Annotated in this window: 18 protein-coding genes; 10 read left to right on the top strand and 8 right to left on the bottom strand. The window is 65.2% G+C overall.

The genetic code is table 11. The annotated features are described in order from the left end of the window. Positions 1-33 precede the first annotated feature (33 nt). The 4 genes from IEY28_RS03505 to IEY28_RS03520 are packed head-to-tail and all read left to right on the top strand — an operon-like array spanning position 34 to position 6,592. Positions 34-1,656, top strand: coding sequence for a type II/IV secretion system ATPase subunit (locus tag IEY28_RS03505; protein ID WP_188994555.1), 1,623 nt, complete (start codon positions 34-36; stop codon positions 1,654-1,656). A 1-nt stretch (position 1,657) separates the two neighbouring features. Beyond that, positions 1,658-4,099, top strand: a complete 2,442-nt coding sequence (locus tag IEY28_RS03510) for a type II secretion system F family protein (protein ID WP_188994557.1) — start codon at positions 1,658-1,660, stop codon at positions 4,097-4,099. Positions 4,100-4,137: 38 nt separating this feature from the next. After that, positions 4,138-5,790 carry an ATP-dependent DNA ligase LigA gene (gene ligA, locus IEY28_RS03515; protein ID WP_188994559.1) on the top strand — a complete coding sequence of 551 codons (1,653 nt, stop codon included), beginning with the start codon at positions 4,138-4,140 and terminating at the stop codon, positions 5,788-5,790. A gap of 58 nt (positions 5,791-5,848) precedes the next feature. Next, entirely contained in the window at positions 5,849-6,592 is a 744-nt protein-coding gene (locus IEY28_RS03520) for an MBL fold metallo-hydrolase (RefSeq protein WP_188994561.1), read from the top strand. Positions 6,593-6,606: 14 nt separating this feature from the next. Here IEY28_RS03520 and IEY28_RS03525 read toward each other — a convergent pair whose 3' ends face one another. The 4 genes from IEY28_RS03525 to IEY28_RS03540 form a co-directional block, all read right to left on the bottom strand. Next, positions 6,607-7,455 (bottom strand): sugar phosphate isomerase/epimerase family protein, encoded by an 849-nt coding sequence (locus IEY28_RS03525; protein ID WP_188994563.1) that lies wholly within the window; start codon positions 7,453-7,455, stop codon positions 6,607-6,609. A 70-nt stretch (positions 7,456-7,525) separates the two neighbouring features. Then, positions 7,526-8,458: a UbiA family prenyltransferase gene (locus IEY28_RS03530; RefSeq protein WP_188994565.1), complete on the bottom strand. Its 933-nt coding sequence runs from the start codon at positions 8,456-8,458 to the stop codon at positions 7,526-7,528. Next, on the bottom strand, positions 8,449-9,279 hold the full coding sequence (locus IEY28_RS03535; protein WP_188994567.1) for a sugar phosphate isomerase/epimerase family protein: 831 nt from the start codon (positions 9,277-9,279) through the stop codon (positions 8,449-8,451). The genes IEY28_RS03530 and IEY28_RS03535 overlap by 10 nt, the downstream gene beginning before the upstream one ends. A 1-nt stretch (position 9,280) precedes the next feature. Then, positions 9,281-10,081 (bottom strand): TatD family hydrolase, encoded by an 801-nt coding sequence (locus IEY28_RS03540; protein ID WP_188994569.1) that lies wholly within the window; start codon positions 10,079-10,081, stop codon positions 9,281-9,283. A gap of 218 nt (positions 10,082-10,299) precedes the next feature. Between IEY28_RS03540 and IEY28_RS03545 the strand changes: the two genes are divergently transcribed. Further along, a complete protein-coding gene (locus IEY28_RS03545; protein ID WP_220639371.1) occupies positions 10,300-11,694 on the top strand; it encodes an alkaline phosphatase family protein in 1,395 nt (464 codons plus the stop codon). 30 nt (positions 11,695-11,724) lie between these two features. On the opposite strand, the gene IEY28_RS03550 is transcribed toward IEY28_RS03545, so the two are convergent. Both IEY28_RS03550 and IEY28_RS03555 read right to left on the bottom strand, forming a co-directional pair. After that, entirely contained in the window at positions 11,725-12,831 is a 1,107-nt protein-coding gene (locus IEY28_RS03550; protein ID WP_188994571.1) for a DNA topoisomerase IV subunit A, read from the bottom strand. A 1-nt stretch (position 12,832) separates the two neighbouring features. Further along, a complete protein-coding gene (locus IEY28_RS03555) occupies positions 12,833-15,220 on the bottom strand; it encodes a DNA topoisomerase VI subunit B (RefSeq protein ID WP_188994573.1) in 2,388 nt (795 codons plus the stop codon). A 180-nt stretch (positions 15,221-15,400) separates the two neighbouring features. Here IEY28_RS03555 and gyrB point away from each other — a divergent pair, with 180 nt between their 5' ends. From gyrB to IEY28_RS03570, 3 genes are all read left to right on the top strand, one after another. Then, the gene (gene gyrB, locus IEY28_RS03560; protein ID WP_188994575.1) at positions 15,401-17,329 is read left to right on the top strand and encodes a DNA topoisomerase (ATP-hydrolyzing) subunit B; all 1,929 of its coding nucleotides are present in this window, start codon (positions 15,401-15,403) and stop codon (positions 17,327-17,329) included. Continuing rightward, entirely contained in the window at positions 17,326-19,776 is a 2,451-nt protein-coding gene (gene gyrA, locus IEY28_RS03565; protein ID WP_188994577.1) for a DNA gyrase subunit A, read from the top strand. The genes gyrB and gyrA overlap by 4 nt, the downstream gene beginning before the upstream one ends. A 112-nt stretch (positions 19,777-19,888) precedes the next feature. Next, positions 19,889-20,677, top strand: a complete 789-nt coding sequence (locus IEY28_RS03570; protein WP_188994579.1) for a glycerophosphodiester phosphodiesterase — start codon at positions 19,889-19,891, stop codon at positions 20,675-20,677. Here IEY28_RS03570 and rocF read toward each other — a convergent pair. Beyond that, positions 20,674-21,588: an arginase gene (rocF, locus tag IEY28_RS03575; RefSeq protein ID WP_188994581.1), complete on the bottom strand. Its 915-nt coding sequence runs from the start codon at positions 21,586-21,588 to the stop codon at positions 20,674-20,676. The genes IEY28_RS03570 and rocF overlap by 4 nt on opposite strands. A gap of 75 nt (positions 21,589-21,663) precedes the next feature. Here rocF and IEY28_RS03580 point away from each other — a divergent pair, with 75 nt between their 5' ends. Next, complete coding sequence (locus IEY28_RS03580; protein WP_188994584.1) at positions 21,664-23,190, top strand: receiver/sensor box histidine kinase; 1,527 nt, start codon at positions 21,664-21,666, stop codon at positions 23,188-23,190. A gap of 18 nt (positions 23,191-23,208) precedes the next feature. On the opposite strand, the gene IEY28_RS03585 is transcribed toward IEY28_RS03580, so the two are convergent. Then, a complete protein-coding gene (locus IEY28_RS03585; RefSeq protein ID WP_188994586.1) occupies positions 23,209-24,129 on the bottom strand; it encodes an NAD-dependent epimerase/dehydratase family protein in 921 nt (306 codons plus the stop codon). A 136-nt stretch (positions 24,130-24,265) separates the two neighbouring features. On the opposite strand from IEY28_RS03585, the gene IEY28_RS03590 reads away from it, so the two are divergent. After that, positions 24,266-24,799: an HTH domain-containing protein gene (locus tag IEY28_RS03590; protein WP_166969675.1), complete on the top strand. Its 534-nt coding sequence runs from the start codon at positions 24,266-24,268 to the stop codon at positions 24,797-24,799. The last annotated feature ends 151 nt before the right edge of the window (positions 24,800-24,950 follow it).

Genomic DNA, 24,950 nt, shown 5'->3' on the forward strand with positions numbered 1-24,950 from the left:
TAAATCGCGACTGCGTGCGGTCTCTCACCACTGATGTCTAACCCCGAGACTCCCGACCCCGGCGACGTCGTCAAGGACCCACTGGGCCACGTCCAGTCGTGGCTCTCTCGAACCGCGACGATTCTCTCCGGCGCTGCCGTCCCCGAGTCGAACTACGACCCCGGTCGACACGGGTCGCTCGTGAGCTTCGACGGGCTGGACGGGCTCGAGGAGTTAGAGCGCTACTGGCTCAACGCGCCGTTCGCGTTCGTCTCTATCAACTACGACCCCGACAACGACGAACACCGCTATCACGTCGTCGAACCGTCGCTGACAGATATCGAGCGGGAACTGCTCGACCGACTCTTCGAAGACATCAGGGGGCCGCTCATCTACCGGAACGACGTCGACAGCGACCCCGAACGGGCACTCGGAGAAGAGTTGCGTAACCGACTCGAAGAGTACGGCGTCGTCGTCGAAGCCGAGACGTTCTACCGCCTGTTTTACTACCTCTATCGGTCCTTTCAGGGGTACGGGCACATCGACCCGCTGATGCACGACCCCAACATCGAGGACATCTCCTGTGACGGGCCGGATCTCCCCATCTTCGTCTACCACGACGGCTACACCGACATCGAGACGAACATCGTCTACGACGGGGGGGAACTGGACGACTTCGTCATCCAGTTGGCACAGCGCTCAGGCCAGCACGTCTCCGTCTCCGACCCCGTCGTCTCGACGACGCTGCCCGACGGGTCGCGTATCGAACTCGCGCTGGGACAGGAGGTGACCCCGCGCGGGTCCGCGTTCACTATCCGGAAGTACGCCGACGAACCGTTCACGCCCATCGACCTGCTGGAGTATGGCACCTTCTCGCTGGAGATGCTCGCGTACCTCTGGCTGGCTATCGAGTCCAACAAGTCGCTCATCTTCGCCGGGGGGACCGCGGCCGGCAAGACCACCTCGATGAACGCGCTGGCGATGTTCGTCCCGCCGCGCTCGAAAGTGCTGACCATCGAGGACACCCGCGAACTGTCGCTGTACCACGACAACTGGCTCTCCTCGGTGACTCGCGAGCGTCTCGACGAGTCCGACATCACGATGTACGACCTCCTGCGCTCTGCGCTCCGACACCGCCCGGAGTACATCATCGTCGGCGAGGTGCGCGGGGAGGAGGCCATCACGCTGTTTCAGGCGATGAACACCGGCCACACGACGTTTTCGACGATGCACGCCGACTCCGTCCAGACCGTCATCAACAGGCTGGAAAACGAACCGATCAACGTCCCGCGGCCGATGGTCCAGAGCCTCGACATCCTCTGTGTGCAGGTGCTGGCCCGGTCGGGTGACGAACGCGTCCGCCGTGCGAAGACGCTCGCCGAGATAGAGGGCATCGACCAGCGGACCGGCGAACTCGACTACTCGACGAGTTACTCGTGGCAGGCCACCGAGGACCGTTTCGCCGAACGCAACAGCGAACTCCTCGATGAGATCCGGCAGGAACGCGGGTGGAACCAGTCGGAACTGCTCCGGGAGATGAACGACCGCAAGCGCTTCCTCCGATACCTCCACGAGCAGGGCGTCTCCGACTACCGGCGATTTACCGCGATGGTCAACAAGTACTACGCCGACAAGGACGAGGTGCTGGCCCGAATCGGGACCGACGTGACGGCCTAACATGGCGCTGAACCCGCTGGGATTGGCACCGCTTGCCGTCGTCGTCGGCATCCTCGGTATCGTCGGCCTCGCGTCGGTCGACGATGGGGTCGACCGGCGTCTGACGCGCCTCTCGCGACGGCTTTTCGGACGGTACGTGACCGTCTCGACCGAGCGCGAACGCCAGTTGGAGGCGGCGTACATCGGCCAGACGTACCGGGGATACGCCGCCCGGACGTTCCTGTACACTGGGCTAGCCGCCATCGGCGGCGCCGTCGTCGGGGCGTACACCGTCGGTGGATTCTTGCTCGCCGTCCCGGCCATCGTCGACCTGCTCATGGGCTTGCCGCCGACGATGGTCGCTGCGTTCGGCATCCGCGGGTTCGAACTCGTCCTCACCTCGAATCAGACGCTGTTGGTTCTCATCGGCAGCGGCGTCGCTGGCGGCGTCCTGGCCGCCGCGCTGACCTACACCCTTCGCTGGGAACTCCCGAAGAACACCGCCGAGGTGCGACAGCGGAACATCGACGAGGGGATGACCCGGACCATCGCGTTCATGTACGCGCTCTCGCGGGGTGGCATCGCGTTCCCCGAAGTGATGGGGTTACTCGCCCGGAACGACGAGATATACGGGGACACGGCCCGTGAGATGGCCGTCGCCGTCCGCGAGATGGATATCTTCGGCCGGGACATGATATCGGCCATCGAGCGGATGTCCAACCGGACGCCGAGCGACCGGTTCGAGACGTTCGCGGAGAACCTCTCGAGTGTCCTCCAGAGCGGCCAGTCGCTCTCGACGTTCCTCCGAAACCAGTACGAGCGTCACCACGAGGAGGCCGCCGAACGGCAGGCCGACCTGCTGGAATCGCTCGCGACCATCGCCGAGGCGTACGTGACGATATTCGTCGCCGGGGTGCTGTTCCTCATCACCATTCTGCTCGTGTTCGGCCTGACGACCTCCGACACGCTCGGGTTCCTCCAGATGCTCGCGTATCTCGCCATCCCGCTCGCGAACGTCGGATTCATGGTGTACCTGAGCCAGACCCTCGACGCCCTCGGTATCGGCGACGGTGGGAACACCGACGTCCTCGACCGCGAGCAGACGGCGACGCTCGGTCGCCCGGCGGCACCACGGGACCGGACCGGACTGACCGACGGGGGCGTCGTCCCCGGGACGGACCAGAACTGGGGCCGCCTCCAGTTCCACGACCGACTCCGGTCGGTCAGGCGGGTACTTCGCTCGCCGACCCAGACCCTCCTCTGGAACCCGACGCACGTGCTGTACATCGCGGTGCCGGTGGCCGTGGTCAGCTTCGCCGTTCGCGCCCCCGTCGCATTCCAGACGAGCGTCGTCAACGTCCGGTTGCTGGACGACCTCGTGGTACAATCGGTGTTGCTCGTACTCGGTTCCTTTGCCGTCGTTCGGACGTTGTACTCCCGGCGCATCCGACGTATCGAGGACGCGACGCCGGAGCTACTGGAACGCCTCGCGAGCCTCAACGAAGCGGGGATGACGTTCGTAGAGAGCATCCGCAGGGTGCGCGGCAGCGACGTCGGCGTCCTCTCGCCGGAAATCGACCGCATCTGGGCGGACATCCAGATGGGCGCGAACGTCGACGACGCACTCGTTCGGTTCGGTCGTCGCATCCGGACGGTGTCTGTCACCCGCGTCGTGACGCTGCTGACGAACGCGATGCGAGCGTCCGGGCAACTGGGGCCAGTCCTGCGTATCGCCGCGACTCAGTCCCGGGCGGACCGGCGGCTTCGGAACCGTCGACGCCAGCAGATGCTCACCTATCTTGTGGTCATCTACGTCTCCTTTCTCGTCTTCCTCGTCATCATCGTCGCCGTCCAGGAGGTGCTGGTCCCAGCGCTCCCGTCGTCGGTGCCGACGCCGCCGTCCGGGAACAGACTGGGCGTGGGAACCGACCAGTTCGCTCGCCTCGGGCAGATAGACAAGGCCGCGTACACGCTGGTCTTTTTCCACACCGCGCTCATCCAGGCCGTCCTGACCGGATTCATCGGCGGCCAACTGGGCGAGGGCACGCTCAAGGACGGGGCGAAACACGCCGCGGTCTTGCTGGGTGTCGCCTACGTCGCGTTCGTTCTGCTCTCCTCGCCCGTCGCGTCGCTGACGGTGGACCAGCCGACGGTACAGAGCGGCGAACTGACGGTCGACTCCGCCTCGCTCTCCTCCGGCGGGTTCGTCGTCGTCCACGCCTACGACGCCGACGGCGAGGTCATCGGGGTGTCTCCGTACCTCGAACCCGGGACGCACCGTGACGTGGCGATTCAGGTAGACGACCCGCCCGCGTCCGGCCGGACCGTCGTCCTCGTCGTCCACCAAGACACGAACGGCAACGGACTGTTCGACTACGACTTCGGTACCCCCGGCGGACCCGACGCCCCCTACCCCGCGCCCGGACAGCAAAACACCGTCGCTATCGAAGTCGAACTCCGGTGACGCTGGCTTTACGGTCACCTATCGGGTAGAGGTGGCCGATGGAGTTCGCCGCCTTCGCCGACCGCGCCGCGACTATCGAAGCCGAGAGTGCCGACACCGCCATCACCGAGTGCGTCACCGACTTGCTTGCCGACGCCGGGGACGACCTCGCGACGCTGGCCCGGTTCGTACAGGGCCGCGTGTTCCCAGCTCACGAGTCGACGACCCTCGACATCGGGCCACGCCTCTGCTACGAGGCGATCGCCCGCGCCGCCGGCCGGAACGTGAGCGCCGACGACGTGGAGGCGCGACTCGCAGAACGGGGAGAAATCGGCGACGTGGCCGCGAGCTACGACTTCGGCGGCCAGCGAGGACTGGCGGCGTTCGGCGGTGGCGGGGCCGACGCGCTCACCGTGGCCGAGGTGGCACGCGAACTGACCGACCTCGCCGCCGTCGCCGGCGACGGCAGTCAGGAGACGAAGGTCGACGTCCTCTTTGGCCTGTTCAACCGCTGTGACCCCGACGAAGCCCGCTATCTCGCTCGACTCGTCCTCTCGGAGATGCGCATCGGCGTCGGCGACGGGACGGTTCGGGACGCCGTGGCCGCGGCGTTCGACGTGCCGGTCGACGTCGTCGAACGCGCGTTACAGGTGTCGAACGACTACGGCTACGTCGCCGAGGTGGCCCGCGACGAGGGCGAGACGGGGCTCGACGCAATCGACCTCGAAGTCGGCCGTCCGGTGCAGGCGATGCTCGCACAGGCCGGCACCGTCACCGGGGCGCTGGAGGACTGGGACGACGTGGCCGTCGAGTGGAAGTACGACGGCGCTCGCGTGCAGGTCCACTACGACGGCGAAGCCGCCCGCCTCTTCTCGCGGAACATGGAGGACGTGACCGACCCGCTTCCCGAAGTCGTGGCCACCGTCGAGGATGCACTCGACGTGCCTGCCATCCTCGACGGCGAGGTGGTCGCGGTGGCCGACGACGGCGCTCCGCTCCCGTTTCAGGAGGTGTTGCGGCGGTTCCGGCGGAAACACGACGTGGCGGCGACCCGCGAAGACGTCACCGTCCGCCTCCACCTGTTCGACTGTCTGCACGTCGACGGCGAGGACTTGCTCGACGCGTCGCTCCGCGAGCGACACGACCGCCTCGCCGCCCTGTTCGACGACGGCGTCGTCTCGGACCTGTGGCTCTCGACGGATGCCGACGAAATCGGCGAGGTGGAGGCCGACGCACTCGAAGCCGGCCACGAGGGCATCATGTTGAAAGATCCCGATGCGGCCTACACCCCGGGCAAGCGCGGGAAGAACTGGCGGAAACGCAAACCCGACGTCGAGACGCTCGACTGTGTGGTGACCGGGGCCGAGTGGGGAGAGGGCCGTCGAGCGAACGTCCTCGGGACGTTCGAACTGTCGGTGCGCACCGACGACGGCTACGCGCAGGTCGGCAACGTCGCCACCGGCATCACGGACGCGGAACTCGACGACCTGACCGCCCGCCTCGAACCCCACGTCACCGCCGAGGACGGGCGAAGCGTCGCAATCGCTCCCGAAATCGTCTTCGAGGTGGGCTACGAAGAGATACAGACCTCGACGACGTACGACTCGGGCTACGCGCTTCGCTTCCCGCGCTTTCTGGCGGTTCGTGAGGACAAGACGCCGGCCGACGCCGACTCGCTCTCACGGGTCGAACGCCTCGCCGAGAACGCGTGACGGCGTGAGACCAGCGCTGACCGACAGTCGTATCACGTCGGTAGCGCTATCCCGGCACATGACTATCCGACACGACGGCATCACGGCCGAATGGCTCGGCTACGCCACGCTCAGACTCGAAGGCGACGACACAGTCGTCTACCTCGACCCCGGCCGGTACGGCGTGCTGACCGGCGAGTGGGAACCCGATACGCCGGGCGTCGGCCACCCCGAGACGAGAGACTACGCGCCGAAAGACGGCGACGTGGTCTGTGTCACGCACGTCCACCACTACGACCCGGACGGCATCCGTCGGGTCGCGGCCGACGACGCCACCGTCGTGGCGTTCGAGGGCATCAACGTCCACGCTACCGACCGCGACCTCGACCGACTCTCTGACCTCGACTACGAGGTCCGCAAGGTGAGCATGGAGGACGAACTCTTCGTCGACGGCGTCCCTATCTGGACAGTGCCGGCGTACAACCACGCGGACGGCCCGAACGTCGGCGCGGACGGCGAACCGATTCACCCGAAGGGTATCGGCTGTGGCTTCCTGCTCGCACTCGACGACACCCGGGTGTTCTGGACCGGCGACACGGACGTGCTGGCGGGTCACGCCGAACTGGACGTCTCCCTGTTCGTTCCCTCTATCTCCCAGAGCTTCACGATGGACCGGCACGAGGCGGCCGAACTGGCCGAGGCGATGGACCCTGACCTCGTCCTCCCGATGCACTACAACACGTTCGAGGCGCTGGAGGCCGACGACGAGGCCTTCGCCGCCGACGTCGCGAGCAGGCGCGTCCCGGTCGTGCTGGACCGATAGGGCTCTGCCGTCGGTTACAGATACCGAACGAGCGCCTCGTAGGACTCCCGTGCGGCCCGATCCGGTTCGTCGGGGTACGTGTACAGCTCCAGTGTGGCGTAGCCGTCGTACCCGACGTCGTCGAACGCGTCGAATATCGCTCTGAAGTCGAGGTCGCCATCCCCCGGGATTCGGTGGTAGTGCGTCCCGCCACGGCCGCCGACGATGTCTTCGAGGTGAACACCCGTGATGTGACCCGCCGCCCGGCGAATCGCCGTGGGCACGTCTTCGCCACTGACGGCGGCGTGGCCCACGTCGAGGTTGACGCCCAGTCGGTCGTGGCCGACTTCCGCTATGAGTTCGAGTACGTCGTCGGTGTCGCCCACGAGGAGGTCAGGTTCGTACTCGATGCCGACGTCGACGCCCTTCCAGTCGGCGTATTCGAGTATCTCCCGGAGGGATTCGTGGAGGAGTCGCCTGGCCGCCGCTGGCTGTGTCCCGGGCACCGGTTGGCCGCTCGTGAGACTGATAGCCGGCGCTCCCGCCGCTGCGGCGAGGTCGACTGCACACTTGGTGTACTCGATGCGCCACCGACGAGCGAAATCGTCCGCGCGAATCACGCTCGGTTCGAAGAACGGCGTCGGTGGCGCGTCGTCGTAGTACCCCATCGCCGTGTTCGCGTTGACGTTCGCCACCGCGATGCCGATGTCGGCGAGCGCCGTCGCGATTCGGTCCGTCTCCCGCGTGTCGAGCGACGGAAAGTACGCGTGGGGCTCGTCGCCCAGTATCTCGACGCCAGCGTATCCGTGTCCTGCGATGCGTTCCGCGGCCTCCAACAGCGAGTGTTCGGTGTAGGCGTTCGTCGAGAACGCGAGAGTGACCATACCGCCCGTCACGCCTATCTCCGTATAGTTACCAATCGCGTACCACTCGTTAGTACCGCTTTACAGGTGGCTACGAGACGTCGAACGCGCCGGCCAACAACCGGGCGACGACGAAGCACCCGAGCGCGGCCGCAGTCCACGCGAGACCGGCGACCGTCGCAACCGCGGCTTGCACGACCGCGAGTCCGAGGACCGACCGTCCGACTGCGGGCCCGACGCGAGACGCCGTCGGCCTGCGGTACGCCGCCAAGAGTAGCGGGCCGACGAAGGCGAGGAAGCCGACGCCGAGGCCCGCGGCGACCGTCGTCAGGACTACGTCGCGCCCCGCGACGACCGTGATGGCCGGTGGGACCACGGCCAACACCGCGGCGAGGCCCGCGACGGCGGCGACCGCGGTCCGGTCCGTGCCGTGGGCCTCGTCGTCGGCCATCCACGTCACCGCGGCGACGTACCCCGTGGCGCCGAGGGGAACCGTGACCACCCACCATCCGTCCGAGAGAACGCCGCTCCCGACCGTCGTCCCGAGAATCACGTTCGCACCCCGGGTCAGCCCCATGACGCCCCACCCGAGTGGCGTCCCCTTCGCCACCCCGTCGTAGACCACGACGAGGGCCGCGAGCGTTCCCGCCGCGACGCTCGACTGGGGGCCACCAGCCACCAGTGCGACGGCTACGCCACACCCGAGGAGTGTCACACCGAGCACCACCGCTCGCCGTCGAGAGACCAGCCCTGCAGGAATCGGTCGTTCCGGCCGCTCGACGGCGTCGATGTTCGCGTCGAAGTAGTCGTTCAACGTGGTTCCGCCAGCGTACACGAAGGCCGAGGCCAGCGCCAGTCCACCGACCTCGACGGGACCGGCCGTCGCTCCCATCACTGCGACGAGTGCCGCGCCCGCAAGCACGTCCGGCGGAGCGGTGAACACGTTCGGTAGCCGGACGAGCGCGGCGTACGCCAGCACTCGCTCCCGCATCGAGTCTGTAGTCGGACCGACCGTCAGGCCCATCCGTGGGCTTCCAGATACGCCATCGCGTCCTCGGCCGTGGCGACCGGCGTCTCGCCGTAGGGGTACAGTTCCACGGTCACGAACCCGTCGTACCCGCTCGCTTCGAGGGCTTCGAGGAACCCGTCGATGTCCATCGCTCCGTCGCCCAGTTGCGTGTGTTCGTGACTGCGGTCGGCCGGGATGTCCTCTATGTGGACGTGTTCGACGTAGGGAAGCAGCTCTTCCAGCGCCGTCGACGGGTCCTCACCCACGCAGAAGAGGTGTCCGGCGTCGAAGTTACAGCCGACCCTGTCGGAGTCGACTCGGTCCAACAGGTCGAGGAACTGCCCACTCGTCTCGACGAGCAGGTCGGGTTCCGGTTCGACCAGCACGTCGACGCCGACGTCTGCCGCCGTCTCGGCCAGTTCGCGGAGCCCTTCGACGAACCGGTCTTCGGCCCACTCGCGTGATTTGCCGTCCGGTATCGGGCCGCCGGGCTCGATGGACGCCGTGTCGACGTCGAGCGCCGCCGCGAGTTTTAGTGCGTCGTGCGTGTAGTCGACCCGCCGCCGTCGGTACGCCTCGTCGGGTTCGACGAACGACGGGTGGTGGAACCCCTCGATTGCGGTCAGCATGAACGCGTTCGCGTTGCTGACGGCGACATCTGCGTCGGCGAGTGCGGCCCGAACCGCGGCGAGGTCGGCCTCGGTCGTGGTCTCCGGATAGAGGTGCGGTTCGTCGAACAGCAACTCGACGCCGTCGTAGCCGGCGGCCCCGATGTGGTCGATGGCGTCGGGCAAACTGTAGTCGCGGAACGCGTTGGTAGAGAATCCGAACTGCATGTTAACGGGCGTACTCGAAGTTCGGCGATTGGTCGAAGAACTCGTAGGGGTTCTCGAAGACGACCCGTCGGACCGTCTCGCGGTCCCACCCCCGGTCGAGCATCGCGTCGCGGGCCTTCGGGACCGCGAGCGGGTCGGACGGGTCCCAGTCGGCCGCGCTGTTGAGTATCATCTTCTCGGTCCCGTACGCTTCGAGCAGGTCGATAGCGTCGTCGATCGCTATCTTCCCGGGGTAGAGCGTGAAGCCGAGCCAACAGTCGGTTTCGAGGGCGGTGTCGATGGTTCGCTCCGTGTTGTGGTCGATGATGATTCGCTCCTGCGTGACGCCCTCGTCTTCTATCATGTCGACGATTCGGCGCGTCCCGTCGGGCTTGTTCTCGTGTGGCGTGTGGACGATGACGGGCAGTTCGCGCTCGTCGGCGATTCGGAGTTGCTTCCGGAACGCCCACTCCTCGTCGGCGGTGTCCTGATCGAGGCCGATTTCGCCGACGCCGACGACCGGGTCACGGTCGAGATACTCGGGCAGGCGTTCGAGGACCGTTTCGGCCATCTCTCGGTAGTTGGCTTCCTTCGGTTCGAGGCCGATGGTGACGTAGTGGTCGATGCCGGCCACGCGGTCCGCCCGCCGGGTCTCGTGTCCGATTATCTGTTCGAAGTAGTCGAAGAAGGCACCGGCGTTGTGCTTGTCCTGCCCGCTCCAGAACGCCGGTTCGATACAGCACTCGACGCCCGCTCGTCTGGCGCGCTCGTAGTCGTCGGTCGAGCGCGAGACCATGTGCATGTGTGGGTCGATGATTCGCATCGCTGGGCGAGACGGCACACCCACACGAAGTTATTCCCCGTCTACGACCCATCTACTTACAGAATAGACACACTAACTAAGCAACGCTCACCCGACGGTACCGACGTTCTATACAGTATGCACGAGACCGTCATCAGGGCCCGCTGTGGCCGACACTCCGTCGAATCGACCGGAGCGACTATCGCGGTACTATCGGTCGTCGACGGAGGGGTTCTGTCGTGACTGCCTCCACGGCGGCCGGTCGAGTCATCGTACTGGACGTGGTCGGTCTCCAGCCGTCTCATCTCGATGCTGCACCGAACATCAGCCGACTCGTCGGCGGCCCGGACGCCCCCTCCACCGCTCGTCTCCGTCCGCCGTTCCCGGCCGTCACCGTCACGAGTCAGACGACGCTCGGAACCGGGCTTTCTCCCGCCGACCACGGCGACGTGGCGAACGGTCGCTACGACCGCGAGCGCGACACGGTGACGTTCTGGGGTCGGGAGCGGGGTGACCGGACACGGCTCTGGGAGTCGGCCAGCGACGCCGGCGCGACGACTGGCGTCCTGTTCTTCCAGCACCTCGTCGGGACGAACGCGGACGTCGCCGTGACGCCCTCGCCTATCGAGGACGAGAACAACGACATGCTGGAGATGAACTGCTGGACGAATCCCGACGGGTTCTACGACGCGCTCGAAGCAGAGCATGGTCACTTCCCTCTGCATCGCTACTGGGGACCCGGAGCGAACGCTGAGAGCAGCGAGTGGATACTGACGGCCGCCACCGAGGCCGTCGACCGGTACGACCCGGACTTGCTCTGGGTGTATCTCCCCCATCTGGACTACGATGCACAGCGTCACGGCCCGTCCTCCACCGAGCTGACTGCGGCCGTCGAAACGGTGGACGAGATGGTCGGGTCGTTCCTCGCCGACCTCCGAGCGACCGACCGATGGGCGGAGACGGCGGTCGCCGTCCTGAGCGAGTACGGCTTTCACGACGTCGACAGCCCCGTGTTCCCGAACAGACGACTGGCCCGGGAGGGACATCTGACTGTCGGCGAGGACGGCGACGTCGACCTCTCGAACTCCGACGCGTTCGCCGTCGTAGACCATCAGGTCGCCCACGTGTACGCCGACCAGCGAATCCGAACCGAGGTTCGGGAGGAACTCGAAGCGCTCGACGGCGTCGACGTCGTCCTCGGTGACGCGGGGAAAAGCGCCCGGTGTATCGACCATCCCGACGCCGGCGACTTCGTCCTCGTCGCCGACGAGTCGGCGTGGTTCCAGTACTACTGGTGGGAGCCTGACGGCCGACTCCCGCCGTACGCGACCGACGTCGACATCCACGACAAACCGGGGTTCGACCCGTGCGAATTGTTCCTCGGCGAGGACGGGATGGTCTCGCTCGACCCCACTGTCGTCGGCGGGTCCCACGGGCGCGTCGACCCGGAGACGATGGGGCTCTTCGCTCTCGGTGGGCCCGCTGCACAGACGGCGTCGGTCGGGGACCCCGTCGACGCCCGCGCCGTCGCACCGTCGCTCGCCGACTTGCTCGGCACGAGCGTCGACCTGCCGCCCCGCGCGTCCGGACGGTCGGTGTTCGACGACGAGCGAGAGCCCTCCGAAACCGGCTGACAGTTCCGTTTCACACGGTGTCAGCGGTCCTCAGATGACGTCCATCTCGCTCAGTCGCTCGGGCAGGTAGGTGTCGGTGACGAAGTCGAGGCCGCGCGAGGCGAGCGCCTGCTGTTCGGCCTTCTTCCCGATGTCTAGCTGGAGTTCGATCTGTTCTTTCCAGAACTCGGTCTGGAAGCGCGGGTCCTCCAGTTCGGACTCTAACGCGTTGATGTCAGAGTCGCTGAGCGGGTCCGTCGGCAGGTCGTACTCCACGATGTCTTCCGGGCGGATGCCGACGAACTGCGCCGCCGGGGTCGCCAGATACTCTGAGAGGTGGGCCGACTTGATAGAGCCGTACGCGACGGACCCGTAGATGCGATACGACCACGGGTCACCGTCAGTGAACACCACGACCGGCAGGTCGAGTTCGTCGTGGAGTCGCTTCGTGATGCGGCGGGTCGCCCGTGCCGGTTGGCCCTTGAGGTGGACGACGATGACGTTGTACTCCTCGTCGAACCCGTTCTCGACGAGGCGGTCCCGCATCCCACCGGTCTCCACGCAGAGGACGAAGTCGGCGTCGTTCTCTAAGAACTCGATGGTGTCGGGGTTGTTCGGAATCTGGTAGCCGCCTTCGCCGACGTCTTTCTGACAGTGAATCTCGCGTTCGCCCCGTCGGGTCTGTTCGCGCAGTTTCAGCGGCCCCATGATGGTCGCCCCGGACTCCTCGGGGCGCATGTGGAAGTCCTCGCGGGTGACGTCCGAGACGATTTCTAAGTCCTCGACGAGGTCGTTGGACTCGTCTTGACTGTTGAACTGCGCTTCCTCTACGTCCCACGACTCCGAGAGGTAGTACAGTTCACGCAGGGTAGACGAACGGTCCTCGTCGAGTTGCCTTGCGAGGAAGTCGATGGTGTAGGTCGCCTTCAGGAGTTTCTCGGCACCGGAGACGGTCTTGGCCGACCGGGTCGAGGTACGGTCGCCGTACACCCAGACGTCCTTGTCCTCGTCGTACTCGATGTTGGACTTCGTCCGGGTGGGAATCGTCATCGTCGGGACGTCGCCCTCGGCGAACTGGTCGTAGAACTCCGCCGCGAGGTCGATGAGTTTCTCGCGGGCTACCTCAGTGTCGGGTGTATCGTCGCTATCAGTGCTCATATCAGGCGTCCACCGTCAGTTTCTCGTCCTCGACACCGTCGACGGAGACGGTGAATTCGGCGTCGTCTGCCACGCTGTACTCTAAGACCGATCGCTCGCCGGCCGCCACCGTCGGCGACCACTTCACGAACCACTCGCCGTCCATCTCGACCACCGTCGCGCCGTTGGTGACCTCCGGTTCGGCGGTGACGATGTCGGTCAGGTCGACGTCTGCGTTCGTATCGTCGTTGTTCTCGACGGCGAGTCGAACGGTGCCGTCCTCGACCTCTCGCTCGACGAGGACGTTGTTCATGATACGGGCCAGCGAGTCGTCGATGTCCAGTTCCTCGTTTGCGGTCACTTCGGTCAACTTCTCGGCCATCTCCGGGAGGATGGTCGCGAGTTTGTCCTGCTTCTCCCGGCGCTGTTGCAGCGAGCGGCGCTTGTTGAGGTAGCTCTTGAGTTCGCGGGCGGCTTCCCGGATAGCGAGTTCTATCTCGTCTTCCATCTCGGGGACGTTCGCGATGGCGTCTTTGGACTCGCTCGTGAAGGGGACGTTCGTCGAGGCGACGTGGACCATGATGACCGCCGGGCCGTTCGGGATGCCAGAGCCGCCGGGCTGGTCCAGATTGTAGTTGCGCCAGTTGATGGTCTTGACCACGTCCGTGGTCGCACAGGCCCCGCGCTGGTAGACCAGCGGCACCCGGTTGGCAAAGCGCATCACGTCGACGCTCCCCTCGGCGGGCAGGTCGCCGCCGTAGGCGATGCCGGCCTCGACGATGAACGGGTCGCCGCCGTGGACCGACGCATCGCGCGTGGAGGCCGCATAGAAGTCCGCGTCGAACTCCTTGCGCAGGCCCTCCTCGACCAGTTCCGCACCGATGGGAGCCAGACAGTCCGTCGGCGGCGCGATGATGTCCGTCTCGCGCATCGCCTCCAGCAGTCGGCTGGCGGTGTCCCGGTCGTCGGCGACTTCGGAGACGTTCGGTGGGTCGTCCGGAATCGGGACTGCCGCGTTCCACAGTTCGTCGACGACGTTCTCGCGGGCCGTCTCGCCGAAGGTGGCGTCGTCGTGGTCTTCGGTCATATCAGCGGCGCGGTCGACGTACGCACGGAACTCGTCCCGGGTGAGTCGGTGATGACCGTCGTCGAATTTATCTGCGAGTCTGCTCGCCAGTCCCTCGACGGCCGCGTCGTCTTTTCTGACGGTGGTCGCGGCGTCGACCAGTTCGTAGAGGTCACTGGACCGCTCGGCGGTGACGCAGTGCCACGCGGCCTCGACGGCGTTCTCCCGGACCGTCGACCCGAACGTCGTGTCGTGGTTCGCCTCGACTGTCTCCGCAGCCTCGTCGACGATAGCCGCTATCTCGTGATGGGCGACGCGGTCACGGTCGTGGATGGCCTCGTTGACGGCGGCGGCGAACTCGGCCGTCGCGGTGGCGTCCTTGTTGGCGACGGCGTCCTCGACTGCCGTCTCGACGTCGACGTCTTCCTGAACCTGGGGCGGTTTCCACGCCATCCCACGGCCGAAGTGTCGGTCGTTGAAGTTGGCGATGATGCTGTCCGCCGTCTTCCCGCCGACGCGGGTGAACTCCTCCTGGACGAAGCCGGAGATAGAGTACGAATCGGTGGCTTCGAGCATCTTCAGGAGCGTCCCGAGTTCGACGCCGTGGGGGTGCGGGCGAATCTCCTCCGTCTCGTCGGGGAGTTGTGCGCCCTCGACGCGTTCGAACTTCAGCGGTTCGTCGAGACCGGGTTCGTCGAACTCGATGCGGGCGTGCGGATTGACGACGGCGGTGTCCTGGATGTAGTCGTGGAGGCTGTTGCGTGCGCGCATGTTGGCCTCCATCTCCAGTTCGATGCGTGTCCCGTGTGGGCGCTCCCACGAGGTGGTCTCGTCGACGCTGATTTCGGGTTCGTTGGTGTCGGTGTCGACGATGAGTTCGAAGTACTGGGCGTCTGCCTGCCCCTTCGGTCGAGACGTGATCTTCGCGGGCTTCCCGGAGGTGAGCTGAGAGTAGAGAACGGCGGCGGAGATACCGATACCCTGCTGCCCGCGGTTCTGCTCGCGCGCGTGGAACCGAGAGCCGTACAGTAGCTTCCCGAAAATCTTCGGCAACTGCTCTTTCGTGATGCCGGGGCCGTTGTCCTCGACGACCAGTTTGTAGTAGTCGCCGGCCTCCTGTATCTCGACGTAGATGTCGGGCTTGATGCCGGCTTCCTCGCAGGCGTCGAGCGCGTTGTCCACCGCCTCCTTGACGGCGGTGACCAGCGCCCGGGCCTCCGAGTCGAAGCCCAGCATGTGCTTGTTCTTCTCGAAGAACTCGGCGATGGAGATGGCCCGCTGTGATTCGGCCAACTCCTCGGCGATGCCCTCGCCTTCACCGAGTCGCGACTGATACGAGGTCATGTCGTGCGGTAGGTACCGCCGTCGGGGTTAAAAGGTAATCGCCACCACGGTGAAAGTGAAGGGGCGCGAGAGCGCGTTTCGACCCCGGTGGTAGGGGTGGATTAAACGTGTTACGGCCGGCGCGCACACGCGCGTGCGGGAGTTTTATGAAGGGTGGCCTGCTAGGGTGAATCAATTCCTATGTCAGGAGAGTCTGATGAGTACGGCGCAAAGTCTATCCAGACCTTAGAAGGGCTGGAGGCCGTACGCAAACGGCCTGCGATGTACATCGGGTCCACGGACGCCCGTGGTCTCCACCATCTCGTCTACGAGGTCGTCGACAACGCCATCGACGAGGCCCTCGCGGGCTACTGTGACACGATCGAGGTAACGATACACGACGACGGGTCCGTCTCCGTCAGCGACGACGGACGCGGTATCCCCGTCGACGAACACGAAGAACACGGCCGCCCGGCCGTCGAAGTCGTGATGACCATCCTCCACGCGGGCGGGAAGTTCGACAACAAGTCCTATCAGGTCTCCGGCGGCCTCCACGGCGTCGGGGTGAGCGTCGTCAACGCCCTCTCGAAGTGGCTGGAAGTCGACGTCAAGCGCGACGGCGCGCTGTGGCGCCAGCGCTTCGACCACGGCGAACCCGAGTACGAACTGAAACGCGTCCGTGACCTCGAACCCGACGAGGAGACCGGAACGACGGTCCGGTTCTGGCCCGACGACGACATCTTCGAGACGGGCGAGTTCACTTTCTCCACGCTCGAATCCCGGCTTCGCGAACTCGCCTTCCTCAACTCCGGCGTGGCGATCACCATCGACGACGAACGCGACGGGAACGAGGAGACCTTCGAGTACCAGGGCGGTATCAAGGAGTTCGTCGAGTTCCTCAACGAGACGAAAGACCCGCTTCATCGGGACGTCGTCTACTTCGAGGACGAGGAGGAGATAGCCGACGGCGTCGTGCAGGTCGAGATCGCGATGCAAGGGACCGCGGACCTGCAAGGCTCGATTCACGCTTTCGCGAACAACATCAACACGCGCGAGGGCGGGAGCCACCTTACCGGGTTCAAAACGTCGCTGACGCGCGTGGTCAACGACTACGCCACGGACAACAATCTGCTGAAAGATCTAGACGACACGCTGAAAGGCGACGACATCCGCGAGGGACTCACGGCGGTCATCTCCGTGAAACACCCGGACCCGCAGTTCGAGGGCCAGACGAAGACGAAACTCGGCAACAGCGAGGTCCGCGGCATCGTCGAGTCGGCCATGCACGACGGCCTCTCGACCTTCTTCGAGGAGAACCCCGACACCGCCGAAGCTATCATCGGAAAGGCCGTCGAGGCGGCGAAGGCCCGCAAAGCCGCGAAGAAGGCCGAGGAACTCACCCGCCGGAAGTCCGCGCTGGACTCGACGGCCTTACCCGGAAAGCTGGCCGACTGCCAGACGCGGGACCCTGAGGAGGCCGAACTGTTCGTCGTGGAGGGCGACTCCGCCGGCGGCAGTGCCAAACAGGGACGGAATCCCGAGTTCCAGGCCATCCTCCCCATCAAAGGGAAGATTCTGAACGTCGAGAAACACCGCCTCGACCGCATTCTGGAGAACGACGAGATTCGGAACCTCATCACGGCGCTGGGTACCGGCATCGGCGACGAGTTCGACATCGAGGACCTCCGTTACGAGAAGATAATCATGATGACGGACGCCGACGTCGACGGCGCCCACATCCGCACGCTGTTGTTGACGCTTCTCTATCGGCACATGAAGCCGCTCATCGAGGCGGGCTACGTCTACGCCTCCCAACCGCCGCTGTACCGCGTTCGATACCGGGGTGAGACGTACGACGCGATGACCGAAGAGGAACGGGACCGCATCGTCGAGGAGAAGTGCGACGGCAACCCGACGCAGGTCCAGCGGTTCAAGGGTCTCGGGGAGATGAACCCCGAACAGCTATGGGAGACGACGATGGACCCGGAGCACCGCATCCTGAAGCAGATAACTATCGAGGACGCGGCGGCCGCCGACCGGATGTTCAACATCCTGATGGGCGACGCCGTCGAGCCACGGAAGGAGTTCATCAAGGAACACTCGCCTGAAGCGGAGTGGGTCGACATATGAGTTCAGACGTATCCGACGACGCCAACGCGCCGGCAGAGCAGATCAAACACGTCCGCATCGAAGACGAGATGGAGCAGTCCTACATCGACTACGCGATGTCGGTCATCGCGGGTCGGGCGCTCCCGGACGTCCGCGACGGGCTGAAACCCGTCCACCGACGCATCCTCTACGCGATGCACGAGATGGGCGTCTCCTCCGGCTCTAGCCACCGGAAGTCCTCGTCCATCGTCGGCGAGACGATGGGTGACTACCACCCCCACGGTGACAGCGCCATCTACGACACGCTCGTCCGGATGGCACAGGACTTCTCGATGCGGTACCCGCTCGTCGACGGGCAGGGGAACTTCGGGTCGATGGACGGCGACCCGGCCGCCGCGATGCGATACACGGAGGCCCGCATGGCCCCTATCGCCGAGGAACTGCTCGCAGACATCGAGAAAGACACCGTCGACTTCTCCAGCAACTACGACGACCGACTACAGGAACCGGACGTCCTCCCGGCGAAAGTGCCGAGTCTCCTGCTCAACGGGTCTTCGGGCATCGCCGTCGGGATGTCGACCAACATCCCGCCGCACAACCTCGGCGAACTCGTCGACGCGACGAGACACCTCATCGACAACCCCGACTGCACCGTCGAGGACCTGATGGAACACGTCAAGGGGCCTGACTTCCCGACCGGCGGGAACATCGTCGGCCGCGACGCCATCTACTCGGCGTACACGACCGGCCGAGGCCGCCTGCGAGTCCGCGCCGAGTACGAAGTCGACCGCGAGGCGGGCCGCATCGTCATCAGCGAACTCCCCTACCAGGAGAACAAGGCCCGCGTCGTCGAGCGAATCGCCGACGACGTCAACGAGGGGAAGATAGAGGGCATCTCTGACCTGCGCGACGAATCGGACCGCAACGGCGTCCGCATCGTGGTCGAACTCAAACGCGGCGCGAACGTCGACGTCGTCGAGAACCGACTGCTGGACCACCACCTCGAATCCACCTTCGGCGTCATCAACCTCTCGCTGGTCGACGGCCAACCGAAGGTCCTCTCCCTGAAGGAGACGCTCGAATACTACGTCGAACACCGCCGCGAGGTCGTTCGCCGACGCTCCGAACACGACCTCGAAGAGGCCGAGGACCGCGCCCACATCCTCGAAGGGCGTCTGAAAGCGCTGGAGAACGTCGAGAACGTGGTCGAACTCATCCGCAACAGCGAGGACCGGGACGCCGCCCGCGCCGGCCTACAGGAGTCGTTCGACTTCTCGGAGGCGCAGGCGGCCCACATCGTCCGGATGCAACTGGGCTCGCTCACCTCGATGGAGTCGGCCGAGATAGAGGCCGAGTACGAGGAGGTCCAAGAGACCATCGAGTACCTCGAAGCCGTCCTCGCGAGTTCGGAGAAACTCGACGGCGTCATCAAAGACGAACTCCGCGAGATCAAAGACGAGTACGACGACGACCGACGGACCAGCATTATCGAGGACGAAGGGCAGGTCACCCACGAGGACCTCATCCCCGAGGAAGACTGCGTCGTCGTCGTCACGGAGGACGACTACATCAAGCGGATGCCCGTCGAGCAGTTCGACCCGCAGAACCGCGGCGGGAAGGGCATCATCGGGGCCGACCCCAAGGAGGGCGACCGCGTCTCGAAGGTGTTCAGAGCCAACAGCCACGACTACCTGCTCTGTTTCACCAATCAGGGACAGGTCTACCGCCTGAAGACCTACGAGGTGCCCGAGATGTCACGCACCGCCCGCGGGAAGTCGGCCATCAACCTCCTCTCGTTGGACGACGGCGAGGAGATCACCGCCGTCGTCTCGACCGACGAGTTCGAGGCCGACGAGTGCATCACGATGGTCACCCGGAACGGCTACGTCAAGCGGACCTGCTGTGACCAGTTCGAGAACATCCTCTCGACGGGTATCCGGGCCGCGAAACTCGAAGCGGGCGACGAACTCGTCGACGTGGACGTCACCGACGGCACCGGTGACCTCGTCATCGCCACCGAGCAGGGGATGACCATCCGCTTCGACGAGAACGAGGTCAGCGAGATGGGGCGCTCGGCCCGCGGCGTCCACGGCATCAAACTGCAGGACGACGACCGCGTCGCCGCGATGGTCGCGACGACGGACGACGACGACCGGTCGCTGCTGACAGTCACCAAGAACGGCTACGGCAAACGGACGCCACTGACGGAGTACCGGCCGCAGTCCCGCTACGGACAGGGCCTCATCGACATCAAGACCGACGACCGTAACGGCCCGGTGTCGACGGCCAAGGCGGTCCGCGACGACGACCACCTCGTCATCATGTCCGAGAACGGGCAGATAATGCGTATCCGCGCCGGCGACGTCTCGCAGGTCGGCCGGAACACGAAAGGTGTCACCATCATGGATGTCGAGGGTGCCGACAGCGTGGCGAGTGTCACCGTCGTCCCGGCGGTGACAGACGAGTAGTCGGCCCACGGGCGTCGCGAGCGACCTTTTCGGCCCCATACTTTCACGGTCGGTGGACGAGAACGACGACCATGCGACAGCACAGAGACCGGTATCCTGACGGAGCGACACCGTGACGACTCCGACCGTCGTCGCTCATCGCGGCTTCGCCGGGCAGAATCCGGAGAACACCGTCGCAGCAGTGCGGGCGGCCGCCGAGAGTGGCGTCGACGCCGTCGAGATAGACGTCCAACCGACGGCCGACGGCGACGTGGTCGTCTTCCACGACCGGCGACTCGACGGCCGAGGCGAGAGTCGCGGCATCACGGACGGCGAGGGCGTCGTCTGGAAGCAGTCGACGGACGTCGTCACCACCGCGCGGGTTCTCGGAACCGAGGAGCGGGTGCCGTTACTGGAGACAGTGCTGGCCGCAGTCCCGGACCACGTCACCGTCAACGTCGAACTGAAGAACCCCGGCAGCGACGCGGTTCGGCCGGGACAGGCGCTCAACAGCGAGGAGCGAGAACGGGCCAAACAGCGCTGGCTCCCGTTCGTCGAGTCGGTGTACCGGGTCGTCGACCAGTTCCAGAACGACGTGGTCTACTCGTCGTTTTACGAGGGGGCCCTCGCGACCGCGGTAGAGCAGGCACCCGATGCTTCGGTGGCCGTCCTCGTCGCACCGGAGTGTGTCGACGCCGGCGTGACGGTCGCCCGGCGCTACGACGTCGACGGGGTCAACGTCCCGGTATCGACGCTCAGCGAGGACGGTAGCGAGCGGTTGGCCGCCACCGCTGCCGACGTCGACGCACCGCTTTACTGCTGGACCGTCTGCGACTGGCAGGACGCCCGTCGAGCGCTCGATAGCGGCGCGGACGGTATCATCGCCGACTACGCCAACCTCGATACCTTCGCGTGCATCTAGAGGACGACTTTCCCGAAGGCGCTCGCGGCCAGTTCGCAGGCGAGTTCCGCCGTTCGATTGTGGTCATCGAGGATCGGATTGACCTCGACCATCTCCATCGAGCGCAACTGGTCGCGTCGTTCCGCGACGTACTCCATCGCGATGTGGGCCTCGCGGTAGGAGACCCCGCCCCGAACCGGCGTTCCGACGCCCGGCGCTTCCGTCGGGTCTAACCAGTCGAGGTCCAGCGAGACGTGGATGGCGTCGGTCCCGTCCGTGGCGATGTCGATCGCTTCGTCGACCACTGTCGGGACGCTTCTCGCGTCGATGTCCGACATCGTGTAGGCGGTCACGTCGCTCTCGTTGATCAGTTCGCGCTCCTCGTCGTCGACGTCGCGCAGCCCGACCAACACGACGTTCTCCTCACTGACCGCGGGCGTGTGCGCCCACGGTTCGTCCCCGAACGATCCCTTCCCGAGAATGCCGGCGAGGGACATCCCGTGGATGTTGCCACTCGGCGTCGTCTGCGGCGTATTGAAATCACCGTGGGCGTCGAACCAGACGATGCCCAGCGACTCGTCGGGGTCGGCGGCGCCGGCGACGGTCCCGATGGCGATGGAGTGGTCGCCACCGAGGACGAGCGGAAATTCGCCGTCGTCGATAGTCCCTCGGACGGCGGTCCGGACGTCCTCACAGACCTCTTCGGTCTCCCGGCGGAACTTCGCCCGCCCGCCGCTTGGCTCGTCGGCGTCGGGGTCGCGCTCCTCGGGCCGTGGGACTGCGAGGTCGCCGCTGTCGATGCAGGACGTTCCCAGCTTCTCGAATTGGTCCGCCAGACCGCCGTATCTGATCGCCGACGGGCCCATATCGACGCCCCGCCGGTCCGCCCCGAGGTCCATCGGGACCCCGAGCACACGAACTGTTCTGTCCATACAGGCCGTTGTCGGTCCAACGAATAAAGGACAGGGGCACGGTTAAGTTACCACTACGACAAACTGTACTCATCAATGGGGCACGACGAAAACGCTGCGACTTCCCACGTCCTCTATCTGGGCGCCGTCGAGTCCCGTACCAACACCGTGGAACGGGAACTCGAATCGCGAGCGGACGTGACTGTCTACGCCACCACGTCGACCGAGGACGCACTCGAACGGCTGGCGTGGCCCGACATCGACTGTCTGGTCGTCGCTCACCGAACCGACCAGTTCGACGGTATCGAGGCCGCTGAGCGGGTCTGTGAGACCCATCCCTGTCTCCCCGTGATTTTGTTCGCGAGTCCCGACAGTGAGTCGGCGGCCACACGTGCGGTCGGAACCGCCGTCGACGAGTTCGTCGTCCACGAGGGTCCCGAGGCCTTCGACACCTTGGCGACTGTGATATCGGACCTGAGCTTCGACGACGATATCGGCGACGTACACACGGCGGACCCCGAGGGACCGTTCGTCGCGAACGTCGACGCGGCGACAGTCGATCGGTTGCTCCGGGACGGTATCGACCGTGCCCGGCTAGAGGAACTTCTCCACAAGAGCAGGCTGTTCGACTCGATTTTCGACTCCATCCCCGTCCACCTCTACGTCAAAGACGAACAGGCCCGCCACCGGTACGTCAGTGCCGGCTACTTCGGAGACACACTGGACGAGTTCCTCGGCAAGACGGACCCCGAAATCGGCATGGTAGCCAATCGTCACGCCCGGCGGGCCTACGTCGAGGATATGCACGTCATCGAGGAGGACGAGTCGGTCATCGACAAGGTCGAGTACCTCCCGATGCTCGACCAGTGGAACCTCACGTCGAAGGTGCCGTGGCGAGGTCCGGACGGCGACGTGGTCGGCCTCATCGGCGTCACGCGCGACATATCCGAACGGAAGGCACGCCAAGAGCAGGTCAGACGGCAGAACGAACGGTTGCATCGCTTTGCTAACATGGTGAGCCACGACCTTCGAAACCCGCTCCAGTTGGCGTTGTTGCGCCTCGAACTCGCCCGAGACGCCGACGACTTCGAGGCGGTCGCCGAGAACCTCGACAGCATCGAGCGTGCCCTCGAACGAATCGACGAACTCATCGACGACGTGTTGACGCTCGCCAGACAGGGGGCGCAGGTCGTGACGAAGTCGCCCGTCGATTTAGACGACGTCGTGAACGTGACGTGGTCGTCGGTCGACGCACCCGATGCGACCGTCGAACGCGACGGCGCACTCGGGACGATACTCGGTGACGAGAGCCGCCTCAGACAGTTGATGGCCAACGTCTTTAGAAACGCCATCGAACACGGCGGCGCGTCGGTCACCGTTCGGGTCGGTCCCCTGACCAGCGCCACCGGGTTCTACGTCGAGGACGACGGGCCCGGGTTTCCGGATGCCGGCGGCGACGACCTGTTCGATGCCGGGTACACCACGTCTTCGGACGGAACGGGGTTTGGACTCTCTATCGTCCGTGAGATCGCAGCGGCCCACGACTGGATGGTGTCGGCCACGAACGGGACGGACGGCGGCGCCCGCATCGAATTCACCGGCGTCGAGCGCCCGGACTCGTAGCGGTCGGCGTGTCGGTGCCTACTCGTACTGTGCACAGACGAGTTCGACGCCCTCGTCGAAGGAGATCGCCGGTTCCCACCCCGTCGCCGCTCGCATCTTCGAGGCGTCGGCACAGGTGTCGTGGACGAAGACGTCCTCGGGGATCGGGTTCCCCTCGTACACCGGTTCGACGTCGGCCCCCAACGCCTCGTTGAGTTGCTCGACGAGATGGGTGATACTGTACTGCTTGCCGGTCCCGAGGTTGTAGACGCCGGTGAGTTCGTGGTCGGCGGCCAGTTCGAGGCCGCGCACGACGTCGTCGACGTGAGTGAAATCACGCGTGTGACTACCATCGCCCCAGATGACCGGTCGTCGCCCGTTGGCGATGTCGTCGGCGAACTGGGCGATGAGGTTCGCGTACTCGCCCTTGTGCTCTTCGGCGCCCTCTTCCATGCCCTGATACACCGAGAAAAAGCGCATACCGGCCATCGACATGTCGTAGTGGTTGTGGAAGTACTCGGCGTACGCCTCCCGGGCGAGCTTCGACGCCTCGTACCCGCTGTTCGCGGTCACGTCCATGTCCTCGGGCGACGGTTCCGTTCGGTCGCCGTAGATAGAAGAGGTCGAGGCATAGACGACGGTATCACACCCGTCGTCACGGGCTTGTTCGACGACGTTGACGAACCCTTCGACGTTGATGCGGGCGCCGTGGGTCGGGTCGTCTTCGTGCATCGCGTACGAGGACAACGCTGCGAGGTGGAACACCACGTCGACGTCTGTCGGCAGGTCGTCTTCGAGGACGCTCCGGTCGACGTACTCGACCGCGTCGTCGACGTTTTCCTCGGTGCCGAGATAGCCGTCGTCGAGCGCGACGACGTCGTTGTCGGCCGCGAGCGCGTTCGCGAGGTTCGACCCGATGAACCCGCCGCCGCCGGTCACGAGAACACGTTGTCCGTCCATACCTTTGGCAGGCCCACCAACCAGTAAATGGGTGTCGTTTTATTCTTCTCAGTCGTGAACAAAAATTCGGGGACGAGGGCCGGGAACGGTATGCAGCACCGTCGCTTTTAAGAACGGCTGTACCGAACGACCTATTATGTCTTCAATCGAGCTGACACCCAGTCAGAAAAATATTCTGCAGGAACTCGTAAACCTGTACAGGGAGAGCGAGAGCGCAGTCAAAGGTGAAGATATCGCAGAGAAGGTCGACCGCAACCCCGGTACCATCCGGAACCAGATGCAGAGCCTGAAGGCCCTGCAACTGGTCGAGGGCGTCCCCGGACCGAAGGGCGGCTACAAGCCGACCGCGACGGCCTACGACGCGCTCCAGATTCAGGACATGGACCAGGCCGCCGAGGTGCCCCTTCGGCACAACGGCGACCTCGTCGAGCACGCGAACGTCGAGGAGATCGACCTCACGAGTGTCCACCACCCCGAAGAGTGTCGCGCCGAGATTCAGCTTCAGGGGTCACTCTCGGAGTTCCACGAGGGCGACTCGGTCACCGTCGGCCCGACGCCGCTCTCGAAACTCCAGATCATCGGGACACTCGAGGGCAAAGACGACACGAACAACAAGCTCATCCTCGCTATCGACGACATGCGAGCCCCGGCCGGCGAACCCGAGCACTGACTCGGCAGCCGGTTCTTTTTACGGTCATCTCTGTCTGTCGGCGTTTCCCGACCACCCCGTAAGCAGCGGCTCTCCCGAAGCGTCGTCAAGGATTGATTACTGAGGTGGACAGTTCTCTGACGGCGATTTCGTAGCCTTTGTATCACCCGGT

This window comes from Haloarcula pellucida (genome assembly GCF_014647235.1).
Taxonomy (GTDB): Archaea; Halobacteriota; Halobacteria; order Halobacteriales; family Haloarculaceae; genus Haloarcula; species Haloarcula pellucida.

Excerpts from the sequence above, each read along its gene's own strand:
- IEY28_RS03505 (WP_188994555.1), top strand. The coding sequence starts at position 34 with ATGTCTAACCCCGAGACTCCCGACCCCGGCGACGTCGTCAAGGACCCA.
- IEY28_RS03510 (WP_188994557.1), top strand. The coding sequence starts at position 1,658 with ATGGCGCTGAACCCGCTGGGATTGGCACCGCTTGCCGTCGTCGTCGGC.
- ligA (WP_188994559.1), top strand. The coding sequence starts at position 4,138 with ATGGAGTTCGCCGCCTTCGCCGACCGCGCCGCGACTATCGAAGCCGAG.
- IEY28_RS03520 (WP_188994561.1), top strand. The coding sequence starts at position 5,849 with ATGACTATCCGACACGACGGCATCACGGCCGAATGGCTCGGCTACGCC.
- IEY28_RS03525 (WP_188994563.1), bottom strand. The coding sequence starts at position 7,455 with ATGGTCACTCTCGCGTTCTCGACGAACGCCTACACCGAACACTCGCTG.
- IEY28_RS03530 (WP_188994565.1), bottom strand. The coding sequence starts at position 8,458 with ATGGGCCTGACGGTCGGTCCGACTACAGACTCGATGCGGGAGCGAGTG.
- IEY28_RS03535 (WP_188994567.1), bottom strand. The coding sequence starts at position 9,279 with ATGCAGTTCGGATTCTCTACCAACGCGTTCCGCGACTACAGTTTGCCC.
- IEY28_RS03540 (WP_188994569.1), bottom strand. The coding sequence starts at position 10,081 with ATGCGAATCATCGACCCACACATGCACATGGTCTCGCGCTCGACCGAC.
- IEY28_RS03550 (WP_188994571.1), bottom strand. The coding sequence starts at position 12,831 with ATGAGCACTGATAGCGACGATACACCCGACACTGAGGTAGCCCGCGAG.
- IEY28_RS03555 (WP_188994573.1), bottom strand. The coding sequence starts at position 15,220 with ATGACCTCGTATCAGTCGCGACTCGGTGAAGGCGAGGGCATCGCCGAG.
- gyrB (WP_188994575.1), top strand. The coding sequence starts at position 15,401 with ATGTCAGGAGAGTCTGATGAGTACGGCGCAAAGTCTATCCAGACCTTA.
- gyrA (WP_188994577.1), top strand. The coding sequence starts at position 17,326 with ATGAGTTCAGACGTATCCGACGACGCCAACGCGCCGGCAGAGCAGATC.
- rocF (WP_188994581.1), bottom strand. The coding sequence starts at position 21,588 with ATGGACAGAACAGTTCGTGTGCTCGGGGTCCCGATGGACCTCGGGGCG.
- IEY28_RS03580 (WP_188994584.1), top strand. The coding sequence starts at position 21,664 with ATGGGGCACGACGAAAACGCTGCGACTTCCCACGTCCTCTATCTGGGC.
- IEY28_RS03585 (WP_188994586.1), bottom strand. The coding sequence starts at position 24,129 with ATGGACGGACAACGTGTTCTCGTGACCGGCGGCGGCGGGTTCATCGGG.
- IEY28_RS03590 (WP_166969675.1), top strand. The coding sequence starts at position 24,266 with ATGTCTTCAATCGAGCTGACACCCAGTCAGAAAAATATTCTGCAGGAA.